The sequence below is a fragment of the Staphylococcus sp. GW823-FHT05F06 genome, from assembly GCF_058795495.1.
In genome coordinates this window covers 20232-39543 of sequence record NZ_JBXAHW010000003.1, presented here as the reverse complement: position 1 = coordinate 39543, position 19312 = coordinate 20232, and the positions used below count along the sequence as shown (strand labels likewise).

The following is a 19312-nucleotide window of genomic DNA, read 5'->3' as shown; positions in this document are numbered from 1 at the left end:
AAAAAGTGATTAGAGGTGGAAGAATGAACCGTCAATCCACTAAAAAAGCTTTGCTCATACCGTTTATTTTAATGGTACTCACTGCCATAGCACTTGTCGTCGTGTGGTTTATTTTTAACCAATTAGTAGCAGGTATTGCTACAGCTATACTCATTGTGATGATTATTATTAGTGGCGTGTTATTGAGAAAAGCATTTCTAAAAATGGATAGTTATGTGGATGATTTAAGTGGTCACATCTCGGCAAGTAGTAACAAGGCGATTAAGCACTTGCCTATAGGGATGATTGTGTTAGATGAAGATAATCACATTGAGTGGATGAACCAATTTATGACAGATCACATTGAAACGAATGTGATTTCTGAAAATGTCAATGAAGTCTTCCCTAACATATTAAAACAACTGGAAAAAGTTCAAGAAGTAGAAATAGAAAACAACAATTATTACTATCATGTACGATATTCAGAAAACGAGCATTGTTTATACTTCTTTGATATGACTGAAACTGAACGTACAAATGAACTATATGAAGATTCCAAGCCGATTATTGCAACAATATTTTTAGATAATTACGATGAAATCACTCAAAATATGAACGATACACAACGTTCTGAAATTAACTCTATGGTGACACGTGTGATTAGTCGTTGGGCACAAGATTACAATATTTACTTCAAACGTTACAACTCAGATCAATTTGTAGCTTACTTTAACCAAAAAATATTGGCTGAACTAGAAGATTCTAATTTTGAAATCTTAAGCCAATTAAGAGAGAAGAGTGTGGGTTACCGCGCACAACTAACATTAAGTATTGGTGTAGGTGAAGGCACGGAGAACCTTATTGATTTAGGTGAATTATCACAATCTGGTTTAGACCTCGCGTTAGGTCGTGGTGGTGACCAAGTTGCAATTAAGAATATGAACGGCAATGTAAGATTCTATGGTGGTAAGACTGACCCTATGGAAAAACGTACGCGTGTACGTGCTCGTGTGATTTCACATGCCCTCAAAGATATTCTTACTGAAGGCGATAAAGTTATCGTTATGGGACATAAGCGACCAGATTTAGATGCTATAGGTGCAGCTATCGGAGTTTCGCGCTTTGCATCAATGAATAATTTAGAGGCATTTATCGTTCTTAATGATTCTGATATTGATCCGACATTACGTCGTGTTATGGATGAGATTGATAAGAAACCGGAACTAAAAGAACGCTTTGTAACATCGGATGAGGCTTGGGATATGATGACTTCTAAGACGACTGTCGTTGTTGTAGATACACATAAACCTGAAATGGTCTTAGATGAAAATGTCTTAAATAAAGCAAATCGCAAAGTAGTCATTGATCATCATAGACGTGGCGAAAGCTTTATTTCAAATCCATTACTTGTGTATATGGAACCTTACGCTAGCTCAACTGCTGAGCTCGTAACGGAATTACTAGAATATCAACCAACTGAACAGAGATTGACTCGTTTAGAATCAACTGTTATGTATGCAGGTATTATAGTAGATACAAGAAACTTTACGTTAAGAACAGGTTCCAGAACATTTGATGCTGCAAGTTATTTACGTGCACATGGCGCTGATACAATCTTAACGCAACATTTCTTAAAAGATGATGTCGATACGTATATCAATCGTTCAGAATTGATAAGAACAGTTAAGATACAAGATCAAGGTGTAGCCATTGCACATGGTTCAGATGATAAAATTTATCATCCTGTAACGGTTGCACAAGCTGCCGATGAGTTGTTAAGTTTAGAAGGCATTGAAGCATCTTATGTAGTAGCTAAACGTGAAGACAACCTGATTGGTATCTCAGCACGTTCTTTAGGTTCCATAAATGTTCAATTAACAATGGAAGCGTTAGGTGGCGGTGGCCATCTGACAAATGCTGCGACACAAATAAAAGGTGCGACAATAGATGAAGCAATAGAACAATTACAACAAGCAATTACAGAACAAATGAGTAGGAGTGAAGACGCATGAAAGTAATTTTCACACAAGATGTTAAAGGTAAAGGTAAAAAAGGCGAAGTTAAAGATGTACCAGTAGGTTACGCAAATAACTTCTTACTTAAAAATAAATATGCTGTAGAAGCAACTCCTGGTAACTTAAAACAATTAGAACAACAAAATAAACGTGCCGAAGCAGATAGACAACAAGAAATCGATGATGCAAAAGCACTTAAAGAACAGTTAAAAGATATCGAAGTTGAAGTATCAGCTAAAACAGGTGAAGGCGGCAAACTATTTGGTTCAATCAGTACGAAACAAATTGCCGAAGCGCTAAAAAAACAACATGATATTAAAATCGACAAACGTAAAATGGACTTACCGCATGGTATTCATGCACTAGGATATACTAATGTTCCAGTGAAATTAGACAAAGAAGTCGAAGGTACAATCCGTGTGCACACTGTAGAACAATAATTTAAAGATATGACGCGAGGATAGTACATGATTACTATTATAGGTGCAATTATATAAGATGTATGACTTATACAATTTGTTAACCTCTGAAATATCTGTAGTGTATCTCGTGACAATATCAGATGACGATAAAATAAAAGATGGATTGAAATAAGAGGTGTAAGTAGATAATGGATGGAATGTATGAGCAAAATCAAATGCCACATAGCAATGAAGCTGAACAATCTGTCTTAGGTGCCATTATTATAGATCCAGAACTCATTAATACTACTCAGGAAGTCTTGCTTCCTGAGTCGTTTTATAGAGGCGCCCATCAACATATTTTTCGAGCAATGATGCACCTAAATGAGGATAATAAGGAAATTGATGTTGTCACATTGATGGATCAATTATCAAGTGAAGGTAGCTTAAACGAAGCGGGTGGCCCTCAATATCTTGCCGAACTATCGACGAGTGTACCGACAACGCGAAACGTTCAGTACTATACGGATATCGTTTTTAAACATGCGTTGAAACGGAAACTTATTCAAACCGCTGATAGTATAGCGAATGATGGCTATAATGATGAATTAGAATTAGATACGATTTTAAGCGACGCCGAACGACGTATTTTAGAACTATCTTCTACAAGAGAAAGTGATGGTTTTAAAGATATTAGAGATGTCTTAGGACAGGTATATGAAACCGCAGAAGAACTCGACCAAAATAGTGGTCAAACACCAGGTATTCCAACTGGTTATCGTGACTTAGATCAAATGACTGCTGGTTTTAACCGTAATGATTTAATCATTCTAGCGGCACGTCCTTCAGTAGGTAAGACTGCCTTTGCCTTAAATATTGCGCAAAAGGTTGCCACGCATGAAGATATGTATACTGTCGGTATCTTCTCACTTGAGATGGGCGCCGACCAATTGGCAACACGTATGATCTGTAGTTCTGGTAACGTTGATTCCAATCGTTTAAGAACTGGGACAATGACTGAAGAAGATTGGAGTCGCTTTACGATTGCGGTAGGTAAGCTATCACGAACTAAAATCTTCATAGACGATACGCCAGGTATCCGTATCAATGATTTACGTTCTAAATGTCGTCGACTCAAACAAGAGCACGGTCTTGATATGATTGTGATTGATTATCTACAATTGATTCAAGGAAGCGGATCACGTTTCTCAGATAACCGTCAACAAGAAGTTTCAGAGATTTCACGTACACTTAAGGCGATTGCACGTGAATTAGAATGCCCAGTTATTGCACTGAGTCAGTTATCACGTGGCGTTGAACAGCGACAAGACAAACGTCCTATGATGAGTGATATTCGTGAATCTGGGTCTATAGAACAAGATGCCGATATTGTCGCTTTCTTATATCGTGATGATTATTATAATCGTGGTGAAGGTGATGAAGATGATGACGATGCTGGTTTTGAACCACAGACAAATGATGATAACGGTGAAATTGAAATCATCATCGCCAAGCAACGTAACGGTCCAACAGGTACTGTGAAACTTCACTTTATGAAACAATATAATAAATTTACAGATATTGATTATGCTCATGCAGATATGTCATAAAAAATATTTTCCCGTACAATAATTGTTGTAAACTGTTTATTGTACGGTTTTTATTTTGTTTTTCTCTTTTGAAAATGTTGGAAGTATGTGTATGTATTTCACTTAAATACCCTTTGAATAACTGTCATAGAAACGTTTAAAAGTGATTTCGCACAGAAAAAATACTGAAAGATAATGCGTTATCGAACGCTAATTAATGTTCGATTTTTATTTGCAAATTCAAAATCATATTGGTAAAATACCTAGTGGTTAAACGAGAAAAACTTGGAGGTGCTCATATGTCATCAATCGTAGTAGTTGGGACACAATGGGGAGACGAAGGTAAAGGTAAAATAACAGACTTTTTAGCAGAGCAAGCAGACGTAATTGCTAGATTTTCTGGTGGTAACAATGCGGGACATACGATTCAATTCGGTGGAGAAACTTACAAATTACACTTAGTACCATCAGGCATCTTTTATAAAGATAAATTAGCTGTAATCGGTAATGGTGTTGTTGTAGATCCAGTCGCATTATTAAAAGAACTAGATGGGTTAAATGAACGTGGCATTTCAACTGACAACCTACGCATCTCAAATCGCGCACAAGTCATTTTACCTTATCACCTAGCTCAAGACGAATATGAAGAACGTCGTCGTGGCGATAATAAAATTGGTACAACGAAAAAAGGTATCGGCCCAGCATACGTAGATAAAGCACAACGTATCGGTATTCGCATGGCAGACTTATTAGAAAAGGAAACATTCGAACGCCGACTTAAAGAAAATATTGAATATAAAAACGCATACTTTAAAGGCATGTTTAACGAAACTTGTCCAACATTCGATGAAATCTTTGACGAATATTATGCTGCAGGTCAACGTTTAAAAGACTATGTGACAGACACAGCTAAAATTTTAGACGATGCAAATGTGGCTGATGAAAAGGTATTATTCGAAGGTGCACAAGGTGTCATGTTAGATATCGACCATGGTACATATCCATTCGTTACATCTAGTAATCCAGTTGCAGGTAACGTTACAGTAGGTACAGGTGTTGGCCCTACATCAGTGTCTAAAGTGATTGGTGTATGTAAATCATATACATCTCGTGTAGGTGACGGTCCATTCCCAACTGAACTTTTTGATGAAGATGGCCACCATATTAGAGAAGTGGGTCGTGAATATGGTACAACTACTGGACGTCCACGTCGTGTAGGTTGGTTCGACTCAGTTGTATTACGTCATTCACGTCGTGTAAGTGGTATCACAGATCTTTCAATTAACTCAATCGACGTTTTAACAGGATTAGACACAGTTAAAATTTGTACTGCTTACGAATTAGATGGTGAAAAAATTACTGAGTACCCAGCAAACTTAGATCAATTAAGACGTTGTAAACCTATCTTCGAAGAGCTTCCAGGTTGGACTGAAGACATTACAGGTTGTCGTAGTTTAGATGAGCTTCCTGAGAATGCACGTAATTACTTAGAACGTATTTCAGAATTATGCGGTGTCCATATTTCAATTTTCTCAGTAGGTCCAGACCGCGAACAAACGAATTTATTAGAGAAACTTTGGTAGAATAAAACGTCAAGAAAGCATGTGAGTTTTGTTTAATTAGAGCATTGAACGCATTGAACGAAATGATTAACATTATTCTTAGTCCAATAAACATGAATGTAAAAAGCTTTCTAACTCATATCTATCTATATATGCAGTGAATCATATTTAAACAGGCGGCCACAACTTAATGGTCGCCTGTTATTTATTTTGGAGTAGGACAATGATTCGCAATCTTCTTTTGTCATACTCCAGTTTTATTTTAAAACAGCAATTTGAAATTAGTTTTGAATGAAATCAATGGTTTTATTCTTCTCCACAGTAAGCTTCATAGCATGTTTGTGTTGGTTGATTAACGAAACAAAAATATTATTAAATTTATGTAAAAAATATCTTGTCATCAAAAGTAGAGCTATGCTATAATCTATCTTGTGCTTAAGAACGGCTCCTTGGTCAAGCGGTTAAGACACCGCCCTTTCACGGCGGTAACACGGGTTCGAGTCCCGTAGGAGTCACCATGCTAGGTCCCGTAGTGTAGCGGTTAACACGCCTGCCTGTCACGCAGGAGATCGCGGGTTCGATTCCCGTCGGGACCGTATTGCCTACCCAATAGGGTAGGCATTTTTTTATGCTTTTTTACATACAACATTGTACCTTCACTTTATTAATCTTTCTGATTCACATTACCTACTTTATTTAACATGCAATGAAAACTTAATATTCCTATACATGCTTATATTTCTATAATTACAAATACTGTCATTACTGCACTTTTGACATATACGAAACTGATAAAATATGATGATAAACCTAAACAAAAGCGTCAAGCATATTGCAAAAGTCTAACTTATTTTGCGGAACTGTATTTCAATGGTAAAATTATAAATAATATTATTCTATAATTTTAAATACTAAAATAGAATTAACCGTTCATAAATGGTAAATTATATAATAGGTAGCTATATGTTATATAGAGAACAGAATAATAATGAAGCACTTCGAAAATTTGATATAACATTAGCAATGTAAACGAACGGAAGAACTACACTTTGAGAAAAGAGGTTTATAATATATGGCTAGAAAAGTTGTTGTAGTTGACGATGAAAAACCAATTGCTGATATTTTAGAATTTAATTTAAAAAAAGAAGGTTACGACGTATATTGCGCTTATGACGGTAATGACGCAGTAGATTTAATCTATGAAGAAGAACCAGATATCGTCTTACTTGATATTATGTTACCTGGTAGAGATGGTATGGAAGTATGTCGTGAAGTGCGTAAAAAATATGAAATGCCGATTATCATGCTGACAGCGAAAGATTCTGAAATTGATAAAGTTTTAGGTCTTGAATTAGGTGCAGATGATTACGTAACTAAACCATTTAGTACTCGTGAACTCATCGCACGTGTGAAAGCGAACTTACGCCGTCATTATTCACAACCAGCTCAAGAAGTAAGTGGTGCGACAAATGAAATTACAATTAAAGATATTGTGATTTATCCAGATGCATATTCAATTAAAAAACGTGGAGAAGACATTGAATTAACGCATCGTGAATTCGAACTGTTCCATTATCTTTCTAAACATATGGGTCAAGTCATGACACGTGAACACTTACTACAAACAGTGTGGGGTTACGATTATTTCGGTGATGTTCGTACTGTGGACGTAACAATTCGCCGTTTAAGAGAAAAAATTGAAGATGATCCATCTCATCCAGAATACATTGTGACACGTAGAGGCGTTGGATACTTCCTCCAACAACATGATTAGAGGGAGCGTCTTATGAAGTGGCTTAAACAACTACAATCCCTTCACACGAAACTCGTTATTGTTTATGTACTACTCATTATTATTGGTATGCAAATCATCGGTTTGTATTTTACGAATAGTTTAGAAAAGGAATTACTCGATAACTTCAAGAAAAACATAACACAATATGCGAAGCAATTAGACGTCAATATTGAAAAGGTTTATAAAGATAAAGATAAAGGTTCAGTCAACGCTCAAAAGGATATCCAAGACCTTTTGAATGAATATGCGAATCGCCAAGAAATAGGAGAAATACGCTTTATTGATAAAGATCAAATCATCATGGCAACAACCAAGCAGTCTAACCGTGGTCTTATCAATCAAAAGGTCAACGACGGTTCAGTTCAAAAGGCGCTCTCCTTAGGACAAACGAATGATCATATGGTTCTTAAGGATTACGGAAGTGGTAAAGAGCGTGTTTGGGTATATAATATACCGGTTAAAGTCGATAAACAGACAATCGGTGATATATACATAGAATCGAAAATTAATGATGTATACAATCAGCTGAACAACATTAATCAGATATTCATCGTAGGGACAGCGATATCACTATTCATTACAGTGATACTAGGATTCTTCATTGCACGAACGATTACTAAGCCGATAACCGATATGCGTAACCAAACCGTCGAGATGTCTAAAGGTAACTACACGCAACGAGTGAAGATATACGGTAACGATGAAATCGGTGAACTCGCACTTGCCTTCAATAACTTATCGAAACGTGTCCAAGAAGCACAAGCGAATACAGAAAGTGAGAAACGTCGTCTAGATTCTGTTATCACGCATATGAGCGACGGTATTCTTGCGACAGATCGCCGTGGACGTGTACGTATTGCAAACGACATGGCGCTGAAAATGCTCGGTCTCGCGAAAGAAGATGTCATCGGCTACTACATGCTTAGTGTCCTTAACTTAGAAAATGAATTCTCATTAGAGGAAATTCAAGAAAATAGTGATTCCTTCTTGTTAGATATTAACGAAGAAGAAGGCATTATTGCACGCGTAAACTTTAGTACGATTGTCCAAGAAACAGGTTTCGTGACAGGTTACATTGCCGTACTACATGATGTCACAGAACAACAACAAGTCGAACGTGAACGTCGCGAATTCGTTGCGAATGTTTCACATGAATTACGTACACCACTGACATCGATGAATAGCTATATCGAAGCACTTGAAGAAGGTGCTTGGCAAGATAAAGAACTGGCACCATCATTCCTATCTGTCACACGCGAAGAGACTGAACGTATGATTCGTTTAGTGAATGATTTACTTCAATTATCTAAAATGGATAATGAATCAGATCAAATTACGAAAGAAATTATCGACTTCAATATGTTTATCAACAAAATTATTAACCGTCATGAAATGACAGCGAAAGATACGACATTCGTACGCGAAATTCCGCAACAAACCATCTTTGCTGAAATCGATCCAGACAAGATGACACAAGTATTTGATAATGTCATTACCAATGCAATGAAATATTCACGTGGCGAGAAACGTGTTGAGTTTCATGTGAAACAAAATGCACTTTACAATAGAATGACGATTCGTATTAAAGATAATGGTATTGGAATACCGATTAACAAGGTAGATAAAATATTTGATAGATTCTATCGTGTAGATAAAGCACGTACACGTAAGATGGGTGGTACAGGACTAGGTCTAGCTATTTCCAAAGAGATTGTCGAAGCACATAACGGTCGAATTTGGGCTAACAGTGTGGAAGGACAAGGTACGTCAATCTTTATTACACTTCCTTGCGAAATCATTGAAGACGGTGATTGGGATGAATAACAAAGAACATACTAAATCAATTATTTTAGTCCTACTCGTCTTGATGAGTATCGTTTTGACATACATGGTCTGGAACTTTTCTCCAGACCTTTCAAATATTGATAACACGGATAATAGTAAAAGTGATAAGCCTAAACCACTTACTAAACCAATGACTGCAGAAATGGAAGGAACGATTACACCATTTCAAATCGTGCATTCTAGAGATGAAAAATCTCAAGGAACAGTGGCATCAGGTGCAGTCTTAGACAAGATGATTCAACCTTTAAAAAATCAAGAAGTTAAATCTGTATCACATCTGAAAAGGGAACATAACCTTGTTATACCTGAACTAAGCAACGACTTTATCGTCCTAGATTTCACTTATGATTTGCCACTTTCAACATACTTAAGTCAAGTACTCGATATCGATGCGAAAGTGCCGAATAACTTTAATTTTGATCGCCTCCTTATCGATCAAGATCATAATAACCACGTCGTACTATATGCGATTAGCAAAGACCGTCATGAAGTAGTTAAACTTAAGACAACGATGAAAGGGAATAACGTTGACAAAGCTTTTAAAAGTATCGAACCTGACATGCAACCCTATACGGAAATCATCACGAATAAAGATACAATCGACAAAGCAACACACGTGTTTGCACCAAGCAAACCGAAAGACTTAAAGACGTATCGCATGGTCTTCAATACGATCAGTGTTGAACGCATGAACTCAATACTATTTGATGATTCAACGATTGTTCGTAGCTCTCAAAGTGGTACGACAACATACAACAACAATACTGGTGTCGCCAACTATAACGATAAAGATGAAATGTATCATTATAAGAATTTATCTGAAGACGCGAAAAGTTCAAGCAACATGCAAGAAACCATCCCAGGCACATACGAGTTTATAAATAGTCATGGTGGCTTCTTAAATGAAGATTATCGCCTATTTAAGACAGATAATAGAACGGGGAAACTCACATATCAAAGATTCCTCAACGGTCACCCAACGTTTAATAAACATAACTTCAATGAAATCCAAGTCACATGGGGGGATAAAGGCGTTTACGATTATCAACGTTCGCTACTTAAGACGGACGTCACACTGAACAGTGAAGAATCTAAATCCGTCCCTACCGTTGAGTCCGTGCGTTCTGCATTAGCCAACCATCCTGATATTGATTTTGAAAAGGTAACGAACATTGCGATTGGTTATGATATGGACGACAAGGCAAATAACGAAGATATTGAAGTTCAACGTAACTGTGAATTAATACCACGTTGGTTTGTAGAATACGATGGCAATTGGTATGCCTATAAAGATGGGAGGCTTGAATAAATGAACTGGAAACTCACGAAAACACTTTTCATTTTCGTTTTTATTCTTGTGAACATCTTTTTAGTCATCGTTTATATTGATAAAGTGAATAAATCACAAGTTAATGACTCGGAAAAGGTAAACGAGGTCAATTTTCAACAAGAAGAAATTGACGTGCCCAAGGATGTCTTGAATCAAAATGTTAAAGATACTGAACTTGAACAAATTACTGCCCGTTCAAAGAATTTCTCAAGTTATGCGAAAGATCATTCAAGCATGCAAACGTCTGATTCCGACAAAACACTTGAAGGAGATATTGATAAAGGCGTTCAAGTGAGTGATAAGAACTTACAAGATATCAAAGAGTACATTGCAAAGAAAATCTTTAACGGTAAAGAGTATCAGTTAAGTGATTTAACTAAAGATAAAGTCACTTACGAACAAACGTATAAAGATTATCCGATTATGAATAATAGTAAAGCGCGCCTAACGTTTAATTTGAGCGATGGCAAGGCGACAAGCTATAAACAGACAGCGATGGATGATATACAAGTAGCTAAAGGTTCAAATAGCACGAAGAAACAAGTCATCACGCCGCGTAAAGCTATTGAAGCCCTTTATTACAATAGATATTTAAAACAAAATGATCAAGTTCTTGATGCACGCCTAGGCTATTATTCAGTTGTAAAGGAAACAAACGTTCAATTACTCCAACCTAACTGGGAAATTAAAGTAAAACATAAAGGCAAGGATGAAGTTCAAACCTATTATGTAGAAGCTACAAATCATAATCCGAAAGTGATTGATTATTAGAGGTTATTGATGCGTGGCGTATCGTTTGAATGAAACCGTCAAGCGATAGCATAGAAGGTTACGTTAATTTGTACTGTCTAGAGCAAACTTTGGCGTACTTGTGTTGGAAGTCATTTATCGAACCAACGACATGTGATGGGTTACGGATTGATTATGAAGCTATATAAGATAATATAAACTAAGCCTGAGACACCGATGAGTAATCTCAGGCTTTTTTACGTATTGAAAGTGATTGAGTAATTAAATAGGGTGGATATCAAAAATGATGTTGGTCGATATGTTAGGTTCTTTAAGAGAATGCAATGCCAGGCTCAATATCGACGTAGTTATGAAGCGGTGTGTATTTTAAATGGCCGTTAGTATCATGTATAAACGGACTATTGGAACTCAACTTTTAAAATTGATATAGTATAATATAAAGGAAATTTAGAGGACGTGACGTTTCGATATTTGAATAACTGTATTAAGGAATATCGAAACTTTAAAATATCTACGCAATTTAGGATAAAAAATCAACATTGAGTGAAAGCCAACTTAGTCGAAGCATCTCAATAAAGCGTAAGACACTCGAGTTCCCCCACACCCCTATAAACAAAATAACTATGGTACATATGAGAAAGGATGAGTCGCTTGATACGTATGAGTGTATTAGCAAGTGGTAGTACAGGTAACGCCACTTACGTAGAAAGTGAGAAAGGTAGCCTACTCGTCGATGTAGGTTTAACTGGCAAGAAGATGGAAGAACTTTTCAGCCAAATCGACAGAAACATTAAGGATTTAAACGGAATTTTAGTGACACATGAACACATCGACCATATTAAAGGTCTTGGTGTTTTAGCACGTAAATATAAACTTCCGATTTACGCGAATGAGAATACATGGAAAGCGATAGAGAAGAAAGATAGCCGCATTCCAATGGATCAGAAATTTATCTTTAATCCATATGAAACGAAATCTCTTGCAGGATTTGATATAGAATCATTTAACGTGTCACATGACGCGATTGATCCACAATTCTACATCTTCCACAATAACTATAAGAAATTTACGATGATAACTGACACTGGTTACGTTTCAGATCGTATGAAAGGTATGATTCAAGGTAGTGATGTCTTTATGTTTGAAAGTAATCACGATGTCGATATGTTACGCATGTGTCGCTATCCATGGAAGACGAAACAACGTATTTTAAGTGATATGGGTCACGTATCCAATGAAGACGCGGGTCTTGCGATGAGTGATGTCATTACAGGTAATACGAAACGTATATACCTCTCTCATTTGTCACAAGACAATAATATGAAAGACCTCGCACGCATGAGTGTTGGACAAGTGCTCAACGAACACGATATCGATACAGAGAAAGAAGTATTGCTTTGCGATACCGATAAAGCACAAGCCACACCGATTTATACACTATAATTGAATAGAGGTAAGACAAACGACCTACTTAAGTATTACGCTTAAGTAGGTTATTTTTTTGGAAAAGTGATCAGGAGAATTGCAGGGAATGATTATGTGTTAGTTTAAACAGGCTTGCGCATGAACGATTGATTAAGGAATTTTTTTGAAATGAAAGCGCATCATGGAAGGGGGAGAACGATGTCTTACACGCTTTGTGATTTATATTACATTTCCTAGTTGATAAAAAAGTAATGATGTAAAAATATGAATAAATAAAATATTAAGACTCTCATAAAAACTTAAATATAAAGTTAAAATTTAAAAACATTTAGAAATTGTAACAAAATAAAAATTGGCATTTAAATATTTTTTAAATATATTGTATTTATAGTTAGTGGCCATACTATTTAATATAAAAGTGAGTTTCTATGTTCAACACAAGTATGATTCAACGTAATAAATGATCTACCGCTGCTTTCATAGTTATGTTGTAACTCAAAACATTGTCATGTGAGACTTTATCAAGTCAATATCATCGTAGTTAATATGAATTCATTTAATTAATCACATGCTTAATTGAGGTGAAAGTGGAGCACTCATATATTTGATTGAATGTCGTAGTGATGATTGATGAGACTCAGGTAGGGGTGATACATATACTGCTAGATGATAGTTCACTTACATAAAGATAATGGTGATATTAATTTAGGATTAAAAAGATGCGTGTGGAAAATAGGATATCAGTGACGGTATTTGAAGTAAGTGAGTCTAAAAGGTCTGAAATATAGGGAATAATTGTAAAAATAACGTTAAGACAACCGTAAAGTTATCCACTGATTAGGAAATAGTTATCCAGAATTGTGTACAATACACACATAAATACCCACATTATTCACAGACTTATCCACAAATTCACAATGAATTTCTTTAAATATGTGTATAATTCCTAAAAAACACTAAGAAAATGTTAATTCAATTGTTATACTAAGAGGGAAATGTGTGCATAAGTGTATAACTTGTGGATAACTCGAATAAATCATGTACTTTTGGAGGATAAAATGAAGATTACTATCTTATCAGTTGGAAAACTAAAAGAAAAATATTGGAAGCAAGCCATTGCAGAATATGAAAAAAGATTAGGACCTTACACGAAAATCGAATTAATAGAAGTACCAGATGAAAAAGCACCTGAAAATATGAGCGACAAAGAAATAGAACAAGTTAAAGAAAAAGAAGGCCAACGCCTACTCAATAAGATTAACTCCCAATCTACAGTAATCACGTTGGAAATCAAAGGCAAAATGGTGTCTTCAGAAGGACTCGCTAAAGAACTGCAAACACGCATGACACAAGGTCAAAGCGACTTTACATTTGTCATAGGTGGCTCCAATGGTTTACACCAAGACGTCTTACAACGCAGCAACTACGCACTATCATTCAGCAACATGACCTTCCCACATCAAATGATGCGTGTAATATTGATTGAACAAATTTATCGCGCATTCAAAATCATGAGAGGTGAAGCGTATCATAAATGATGCGGTTTTTTTAATAATATTTAATACTATAAAATAAAAATAAATTTTATATAAAATTATTAATAAAATACGTAACAACTAATTGAATGTATGTTTGCTTTATACGAAGGGAGTTTTTAAAATGTATGATTGCTCAAAGGAATTCAGTACTTTTTATCGTAAAAAAGTCGTACTTTCTGCTAAAGAACAGGACGAACTAAGAAAAAGAAGAAAACAGAATATTAGAAGGATTAAAGATGGGTTAAATGAATATAATGAAGAGAAAAATACAAGTTATAAAATTTCAGAGGACCGTATTCAAGGTAGCATGGCTATGCATACCATTACGCAGAATGACGAGAAAGACTATGATATTGATGTAGGTATAGTATTTGAAGCAGATTGTCTTAATAGTTTGGGTGCACAAGCTACTCGTAATATGGTAGCAAACGCTCTTGAAAGAAAAACTAGGCAATTTGCACAACCACCTGAAGTAAAGACTAGTTGTGTACGTTTAAAGTATAGTTCTCTTGGTTATCATATGGACTTTGCTGTATTCCAACGTAGTAAAGAATATGAGTGGGACGATAATTATATATATGAGCATGCAGGGACAGAATGGACAGAAAGGCACATTAAGGCATTAGAAGAGTGGTTCATTAATCGAGTAAAGTATTCTGGTGATGATTTACGTAAAATAGTGAGATTGTCCAAGATGTTCTGTAAATCAAGGGATAGTTGGAAAAATATGCCGAGTGGACTTGTTCAAACGATATTATGTGACTCAAAGCTAAAAAACTATTATTCACGCTTAGATGAGAAATTTTATTACACTATGCAAGCTATTGTGCAGCGTCTGGATATTCACCTCGATGTTAACGCTCCTGTCGATAATGGGAGAGAGCTAATAATTAGAGATGTTGATTATAAGCGAATGGAAAATTGGAAAAATCGATTGAGAGCGAGTCTAAATAAGTTGGACATACTTTTTGATAAGGAATGCTCGCGAGAAGATGCTCTGCAAGCTTGGGCATTGTTTTTCAATCATTCTTATTGGGAGGAATTAGCCGAACAAAATCAAAGAAGCAATATTAGTGAGAGTCGTTTCCTAAGTTTCAATGATACTGAGCAATTTATAGAAGAATTATATCCGATTTATGAAAACTATAATGTTTCCATAGACTGTGATGTTTCAGGTAATGGTTTTTCTGTTATGCCGATTGAGAAGTTTTTTGATAAACTCTCCCCACAACTTAAAAAGTTTATTCCATATAATTTTTCTATTAGGTGTAGGCTCGGGGATACTGATTGTCCGACCTATGATAAAATTCTTTGGAAGGTTAGAAATATCGGTATTGAAGCTGAAAAGCGAAATTGTATAAGAGGACAGATAGTAGACAATAGGGGTACTGAAATTATAGAGAATTCAAATTTTGCAGGATTACATTATATCGAATGTTATTTAATTAAAAATGACATATGCGTAGGTATAGGTCATGTAGATATACCAATAGGAGGTATTTAAAATGCAAGAATATAACTATTGGAAAAAAATTATAAAAATGTTAGGTACATGTGTTGTATTTTTGATACTTATATTGTTTAGCAATTTTTTAAGTAAGGTTAATATACTATTTGGTTCAGAAGTTGTTCTTTTATTTGCCGGTGCTATTATACCTGGGATTTGGGGAAGTATGATTGAATTAGCTGATAATAGTAACTGGAAGACATCTCAGAGAAGGTTAAAAAGAGCGGGTGTATTACAAGATGACACTTTAATAAGAATTTCGTTTGCATATCTTTATAGAATTAAAATAGATGATAGATATTTTTTAGTATTGAATAATAGGTCAGGGAAATATCAACCTGTAGGAGGTGCATACAAGTTTTATGAAGAAGAGGGAGAATATCTGTCAAGATATATCCCAGCTGAAAGTGATAATCGAATCCCAGTAGATGAAGTAACTAAAAGGGACTATAGGCTACTAGTTAAGAACAAAGATTTAAGAAGATTTGTAAAACGATTCAATAAAACATCATGTAGAGAAAATGTAAATAATCTTAGTCGTGAATTTGAAGAAGAAATATTTGCAACTGGAATCTTGAATAAAGATATTTTTGGTGATTTATCATACAGATACATTGGTAGACATATAACGAAGGTAGAATACGGACGAGTGTTTAATCATTTTGAACTCCTCTTGGCAGATATTCTTGAAGTAAAACTGACAGAAAAACAAGAAGAATTATTCAGGGAACTTATGCATTTAAGTTCTGACAAATATTGTTTTGCATCAGCTGATACAATTAAAACTCATGGAGTTAAATACGGGACTCAAAAACTAAAAGACGATATTGCTAATCATACACCAAAAATATTGACCGAAAATACAGACGATTTGACTAATAGAAATAAAATCAAGGACATTATCACAGTTCGATTATAAATTATTTTGAAACTCAGGATTAACTGTTACAATGAAGTGTACTATAAATGGTGCGGTTTTGATAAGGTACTTCATACTAGAGATATTACTAAATAATAAAATTGTGCCCTCCTTTTTAATACATCTTTCGTATTTTGTTTAAATGCTTTTGGATTAGAAGTTAAGACATTAAAGTTTGCTACACTAACCAATTTATTATTAATCATTTGAATTTGACTATTTGATAATATTTCTGATAAACCACGTTTATCGAGTACTTTATTTAAAGTGTTTTCGACTTTTTGTGTGAATTGTTTATTTTGATTTTGTTTAATATCTGCTAAAGCATTTAGAGCTTCATCTGAATCCGTCATTATCTTAATTTTCTTCTGAATTTATACCTAAATCATTTATTTCTTGATTTGAATTTTTAATATCTTCAGCGTTTAAGTCGTAATTTTTTCTTCATAAGTTTTATAAATACCTGTTAATGCGATCTCACTTGTTACTTGATTAATAAAAGTTATATGTATTTCTGAATTTTTATTATCCACTGCTATCGCAGTATTTTGATATTGTGTGAATTTTATAATGTTATCTGGTGTATCAATTTTTATATTTAATCGTTGTAATTCTAATAATAAATCTTAGGTTACTACTGTTGGCAATATATTCAAAAGCAATAGATATGTTAAAATTAAAGTAATTATAATTTAGGGGTGTTACAGTGATTAAAGATAACGAAAGCTTTAATAATACAGTAAGTGAAAATAGTGTTTTTTTGGAAGAATTGAGAGAGAAAATACCTAATTATTTTAGAAGTAATGTTTATGACGAAGAAGGAAATTTAATAGAATTGGGTGGTTTTGACTTTGAAAAATTTAATAATAATATTAAAAATTCACAGCAGTCATTGTTTAGTTCAAGTTATTCTTTAAATTTTGTAGGTAAAAATTATGCGAAAAAGCAGGCTGGGGAAAAGCCAACATCTATTATAGTGCCAAACAAAAAGATTAATTTTGAAAACAAAAATGAAAATTTAATTTTTTCAGGTGATAATTTAGAAGTTTTACGTCATTTGCAAAACAATTATCAAAGTAGAATAGAATATATATATATTGATCCACCTTATAATACAGGATCTGATGGTTTTACATATCCAGATAAATTTGAATATAGTGATGAAAAATTAATGGAAATATTTAATTTATCAAACGAAGAATTGATTAGATTTAAATCAATACAAGGAAAATCTAATCATTCTGCTTGGCTAGCATTTATGTATCCTAGGTTATTATTAGCTAGAAAGCTACTTACAGAAACTGGAAAAATAAGTGTCTCAATTGACGAAAATGAATTTGCAACTTTGAAAGTATTATTAGATGAAATTTTTGGTGAATCTTCATTTGTTGGTGATATTATAAGAAAAACTAAATCTACTACAAATGATTCTTTGACGGGGTTTAACCAACAACATGAACACACCTTGTTATATGCTAAAAATATTAATCAGGTAAAAATAAAAGGTGATGCTAAAGAATTTGGAATTTATAAAAATATTGATAATGATCCTAATGGCCCGTGGGCGCCAGATAATCCAAGTGCCAGAAGTGGTAGTAAAAATACACTGTTTGAAATTAAAAATCCCTATACAGGTACTATCGATCTTCCGCCAAAAGGTAGATATTGGGCTTTTTCTAAAACAACATTTGAGAACTGGGTTGAATCAGGGAAAGTAAAATTTAAGAAGGAAGTTAAGGGTTCAGAAAGAGGATTTATTGTGAAAAAATATTTGAAAGATGTAAAAAGCAAATATAATCCAGTGAATTCACTCTTTGGTGCTGATAATAAATTTATGAATCAAGTGGCTACTAAGTATTTAGTGAACTTATTTGATGGCGAGTCTTTATTTACAAGTCCAAAACCAGTAGAATTTGTTGAAAAATTAGTTAGATACTTTTCAGATGAAAATTCAATAATATTAGATTTCTTTGGGGGATCAGGTACGACAGCTGAAGCGGTAATTGAAGCTAACATAAAGGAAAAAACAAATAGAAAATATATTATCGTTCAAATTCCAGAGAAAACTTATAGTGTTACTGAAAACAATGTGAAAGTTCCTGTTGCTTCTAATGAAAGGCTATTTGAATTAGGTTATAAGAGTATTGATGAATTAACTTTAAGTCGTATAAATAAAATTTATGAAAAAAATAGTGAAAAAAACCTAGAATTATATAGACATTACTTTGTAGTAACTCCCCCAATCAGTGTTTTGGAAAAAATTGATAATTTTGAAAATATTGGTCTTGATTTATTTGATAATATGATTGATATTTTCTCTAGTGAAAACTTAGGATTAGAAGGCGGAGCAACAGGTGAAGAAGTTATAATGGAAAATTGGTTAGTACAAGATGGCTATGATTTTAATACAAAAGTATCTAAGCTAACCATTTTTGACTACGAAGCTAATTATATTGAGAATTCAAGGTTGTATTTAATTAAAGAAGGTTGGCGTAGTAAAAATACAAAAGAATTGGTTAATTTAATAGGTAATAATAAATTATTATTGCAAAATATTATACTATATGGCTATTCTTTTGGATTAGAGGAAACTAGAGAATTAGAAATAGCTTTGGATCAATTAGATAATAAAGTTAATTTAATAAAGAGGTTTTAAT

At 34.2% G+C, this 19312-nt stretch carries 15 protein-coding genes and 2 tRNA genes; 15 read left to right on the top strand and 2 right to left on the bottom strand.

Annotated features, from left to right (window positions below; all coding sequences use genetic code 11):
• The first annotated feature begins 23 nt into the window (after positions 1-23).
• From AC1Q7N_RS02950 to AC1Q7N_RS02885, 14 genes are all read left to right on the top strand, one after another.
• Positions 24-1991 carry a DHH family phosphoesterase gene (locus AC1Q7N_RS02950; protein ID WP_001832525.1) on the top strand — a complete coding sequence of 656 codons (1968 nt, stop codon included), beginning with the start codon at positions 24-26 and terminating at the stop codon, positions 1989-1991.
• Complete coding sequence (gene rplI, locus AC1Q7N_RS02945) at positions 1988-2434, top strand: 50S ribosomal protein L9 (protein ID WP_001831811.1); 447 nt, start codon at positions 1988-1990, stop codon at positions 2432-2434. Before AC1Q7N_RS02950 ends, rplI begins: the two co-directional genes overlap by 4 nt.
• A gap of 170 nt (positions 2435-2604) precedes the next feature.
• Positions 2605-4005 (top strand): replicative DNA helicase, encoded by a 1401-nt coding sequence (dnaB, locus tag AC1Q7N_RS02940; RefSeq protein WP_001831779.1) that lies wholly within the window; start codon positions 2605-2607, stop codon positions 4003-4005.
• A 278-nt stretch (positions 4006-4283) separates the two neighbouring features.
• Positions 4284-5567, top strand: a complete 1284-nt coding sequence (locus AC1Q7N_RS02935) for an adenylosuccinate synthase (protein WP_038399393.1) — start codon at positions 4284-4286, stop codon at positions 5565-5567.
• A 422-nt stretch (positions 5568-5989) separates the two neighbouring features.
• A tRNA-Glu gene (locus AC1Q7N_RS02930) sits at positions 5990-6064 on the top strand.
• A 5-nt stretch (positions 6065-6069) separates the two neighbouring features.
• Positions 6070-6142: transfer RNA gene (locus tag AC1Q7N_RS02925), tRNA-Asp, on the top strand.
• 476 nt (positions 6143-6618) lie between these two features.
• Positions 6619-7320, top strand: a complete 702-nt coding sequence (gene yycF / locus AC1Q7N_RS02920; RefSeq protein ID WP_001831816.1) for a response regulator YycF — start codon at positions 6619-6621, stop codon at positions 7318-7320.
• A gap of 12 nt (positions 7321-7332) precedes the next feature.
• On the top strand, positions 7333-9165 hold the full coding sequence (walK, locus tag AC1Q7N_RS02915) for a cell wall metabolism sensor histidine kinase WalK (protein WP_145376408.1): 1833 nt from the start codon (positions 7333-7335) through the stop codon (positions 9163-9165).
• Complete coding sequence (locus AC1Q7N_RS02910) at positions 9158-10495, top strand: YycH family regulatory protein (protein WP_002447630.1); 1338 nt, start codon at positions 9158-9160, stop codon at positions 10493-10495. Before walK ends, AC1Q7N_RS02910 begins: the two co-directional genes overlap by 8 nt.
• Complete coding sequence (locus AC1Q7N_RS02905; protein ID WP_002447629.1) at positions 10496-11287, top strand: two-component system regulatory protein YycI; 792 nt, start codon at positions 10496-10498, stop codon at positions 11285-11287.
• A 621-nt stretch (positions 11288-11908) separates the two neighbouring features.
• Complete coding sequence (locus AC1Q7N_RS02900) at positions 11909-12709, top strand: MBL fold metallo-hydrolase (RefSeq protein WP_002447628.1); 801 nt, start codon at positions 11909-11911, stop codon at positions 12707-12709.
• A gap of 1040 nt (positions 12710-13749) precedes the next feature.
• A complete protein-coding gene (gene rlmH, locus AC1Q7N_RS02895) occupies positions 13750-14229 on the top strand; it encodes a 23S rRNA (pseudouridine(1915)-N(3))-methyltransferase RlmH (RefSeq protein ID WP_002495477.1) in 480 nt (159 codons plus the stop codon).
• A gap of 121 nt (positions 14230-14350) precedes the next feature.
• Positions 14351-15733, top strand: coding sequence for a nucleotidyltransferase (locus AC1Q7N_RS02890; RefSeq protein ID WP_002495476.1), 1383 nt, complete (start codon positions 14351-14353; stop codon positions 15731-15733).
• Position 15734: 1 nt separating this feature from the next.
• A complete protein-coding gene (locus AC1Q7N_RS02885; RefSeq protein WP_145376406.1) occupies positions 15735-16655 on the top strand; it encodes an SMODS-associated NUDIX domain-containing protein in 921 nt (306 codons plus the stop codon).
• Between the two features lie 71 nt (positions 16656-16726).
• Here the strand turns inward: AC1Q7N_RS02885 and AC1Q7N_RS02880 are convergent, their stop codons facing one another.
• Together AC1Q7N_RS02880 and AC1Q7N_RS02875 are read right to left on the bottom strand one after the other, a co-directional pair.
• Complete coding sequence (locus AC1Q7N_RS02880; protein ID WP_002495474.1) at positions 16727-17008, bottom strand: hypothetical protein; 282 nt, start codon at positions 17006-17008, stop codon at positions 16727-16729.
• A 72-nt stretch (positions 17009-17080) separates the two neighbouring features.
• The gene (locus tag AC1Q7N_RS02875; RefSeq protein ID WP_232481196.1) at positions 17081-17194 is read right to left on the bottom strand and encodes a hypothetical protein; all 114 of its coding nucleotides are present in this window, start codon (positions 17192-17194) and stop codon (positions 17081-17083) included.
• 167 nt (positions 17195-17361) lie between these two features.
• Between AC1Q7N_RS02875 and AC1Q7N_RS02870 the strand changes: the two genes are divergently transcribed.
• Complete coding sequence (locus AC1Q7N_RS02870) at positions 17362-19311, top strand: site-specific DNA-methyltransferase (protein WP_002495472.1); 1950 nt, start codon at positions 17362-17364, stop codon at positions 19309-19311.
• Position 19312: the final 1 nt, after the last annotated feature.

Bases quoted from the DNA above. Each gene is read 5' to 3' on its own strand.
- AC1Q7N_RS02950 (WP_001832525.1), top strand. From the start codon at position 24: ATGAACCGTCAATCCACTAAAAAAGCTTTGCTCATACCGTTTATTTTA.
- rplI (WP_001831811.1), top strand. From the start codon at position 1,988: ATGAAAGTAATTTTCACACAAGATGTTAAAGGTAAAGGTAAAAAAGGC.
- dnaB (WP_001831779.1), top strand. From the start codon at position 2,605: ATGGATGGAATGTATGAGCAAAATCAAATGCCACATAGCAATGAAGCT.
- AC1Q7N_RS02935 (WP_038399393.1), top strand. From the start codon at position 4,284: ATGTCATCAATCGTAGTAGTTGGGACACAATGGGGAGACGAAGGTAAA.
- yycF (WP_001831816.1), top strand. From the start codon at position 6,619: ATGGCTAGAAAAGTTGTTGTAGTTGACGATGAAAAACCAATTGCTGAT.
- walK (WP_145376408.1), top strand. From the start codon at position 7,333: ATGAAGTGGCTTAAACAACTACAATCCCTTCACACGAAACTCGTTATT.
- AC1Q7N_RS02910 (WP_002447630.1), top strand. From the start codon at position 9,158: ATGAATAACAAAGAACATACTAAATCAATTATTTTAGTCCTACTCGTC.
- AC1Q7N_RS02905 (WP_002447629.1), top strand. From the start codon at position 10,496: ATGAACTGGAAACTCACGAAAACACTTTTCATTTTCGTTTTTATTCTT.
- AC1Q7N_RS02900 (WP_002447628.1), top strand. From the start codon at position 11,909: ATGAGTCGCTTGATACGTATGAGTGTATTAGCAAGTGGTAGTACAGGT.
- rlmH (WP_002495477.1), top strand. From the start codon at position 13,750: ATGAAGATTACTATCTTATCAGTTGGAAAACTAAAAGAAAAATATTGG.
- AC1Q7N_RS02890 (WP_002495476.1), top strand. From the start codon at position 14,351: ATGTATGATTGCTCAAAGGAATTCAGTACTTTTTATCGTAAAAAAGTC.
- AC1Q7N_RS02885 (WP_145376406.1), top strand. From the start codon at position 15,735: ATGCAAGAATATAACTATTGGAAAAAAATTATAAAAATGTTAGGTACA.
- AC1Q7N_RS02880 (WP_002495474.1), bottom strand. From the start codon at position 17,008: ATGACGGATTCAGATGAAGCTCTAAATGCTTTAGCAGATATTAAACAA.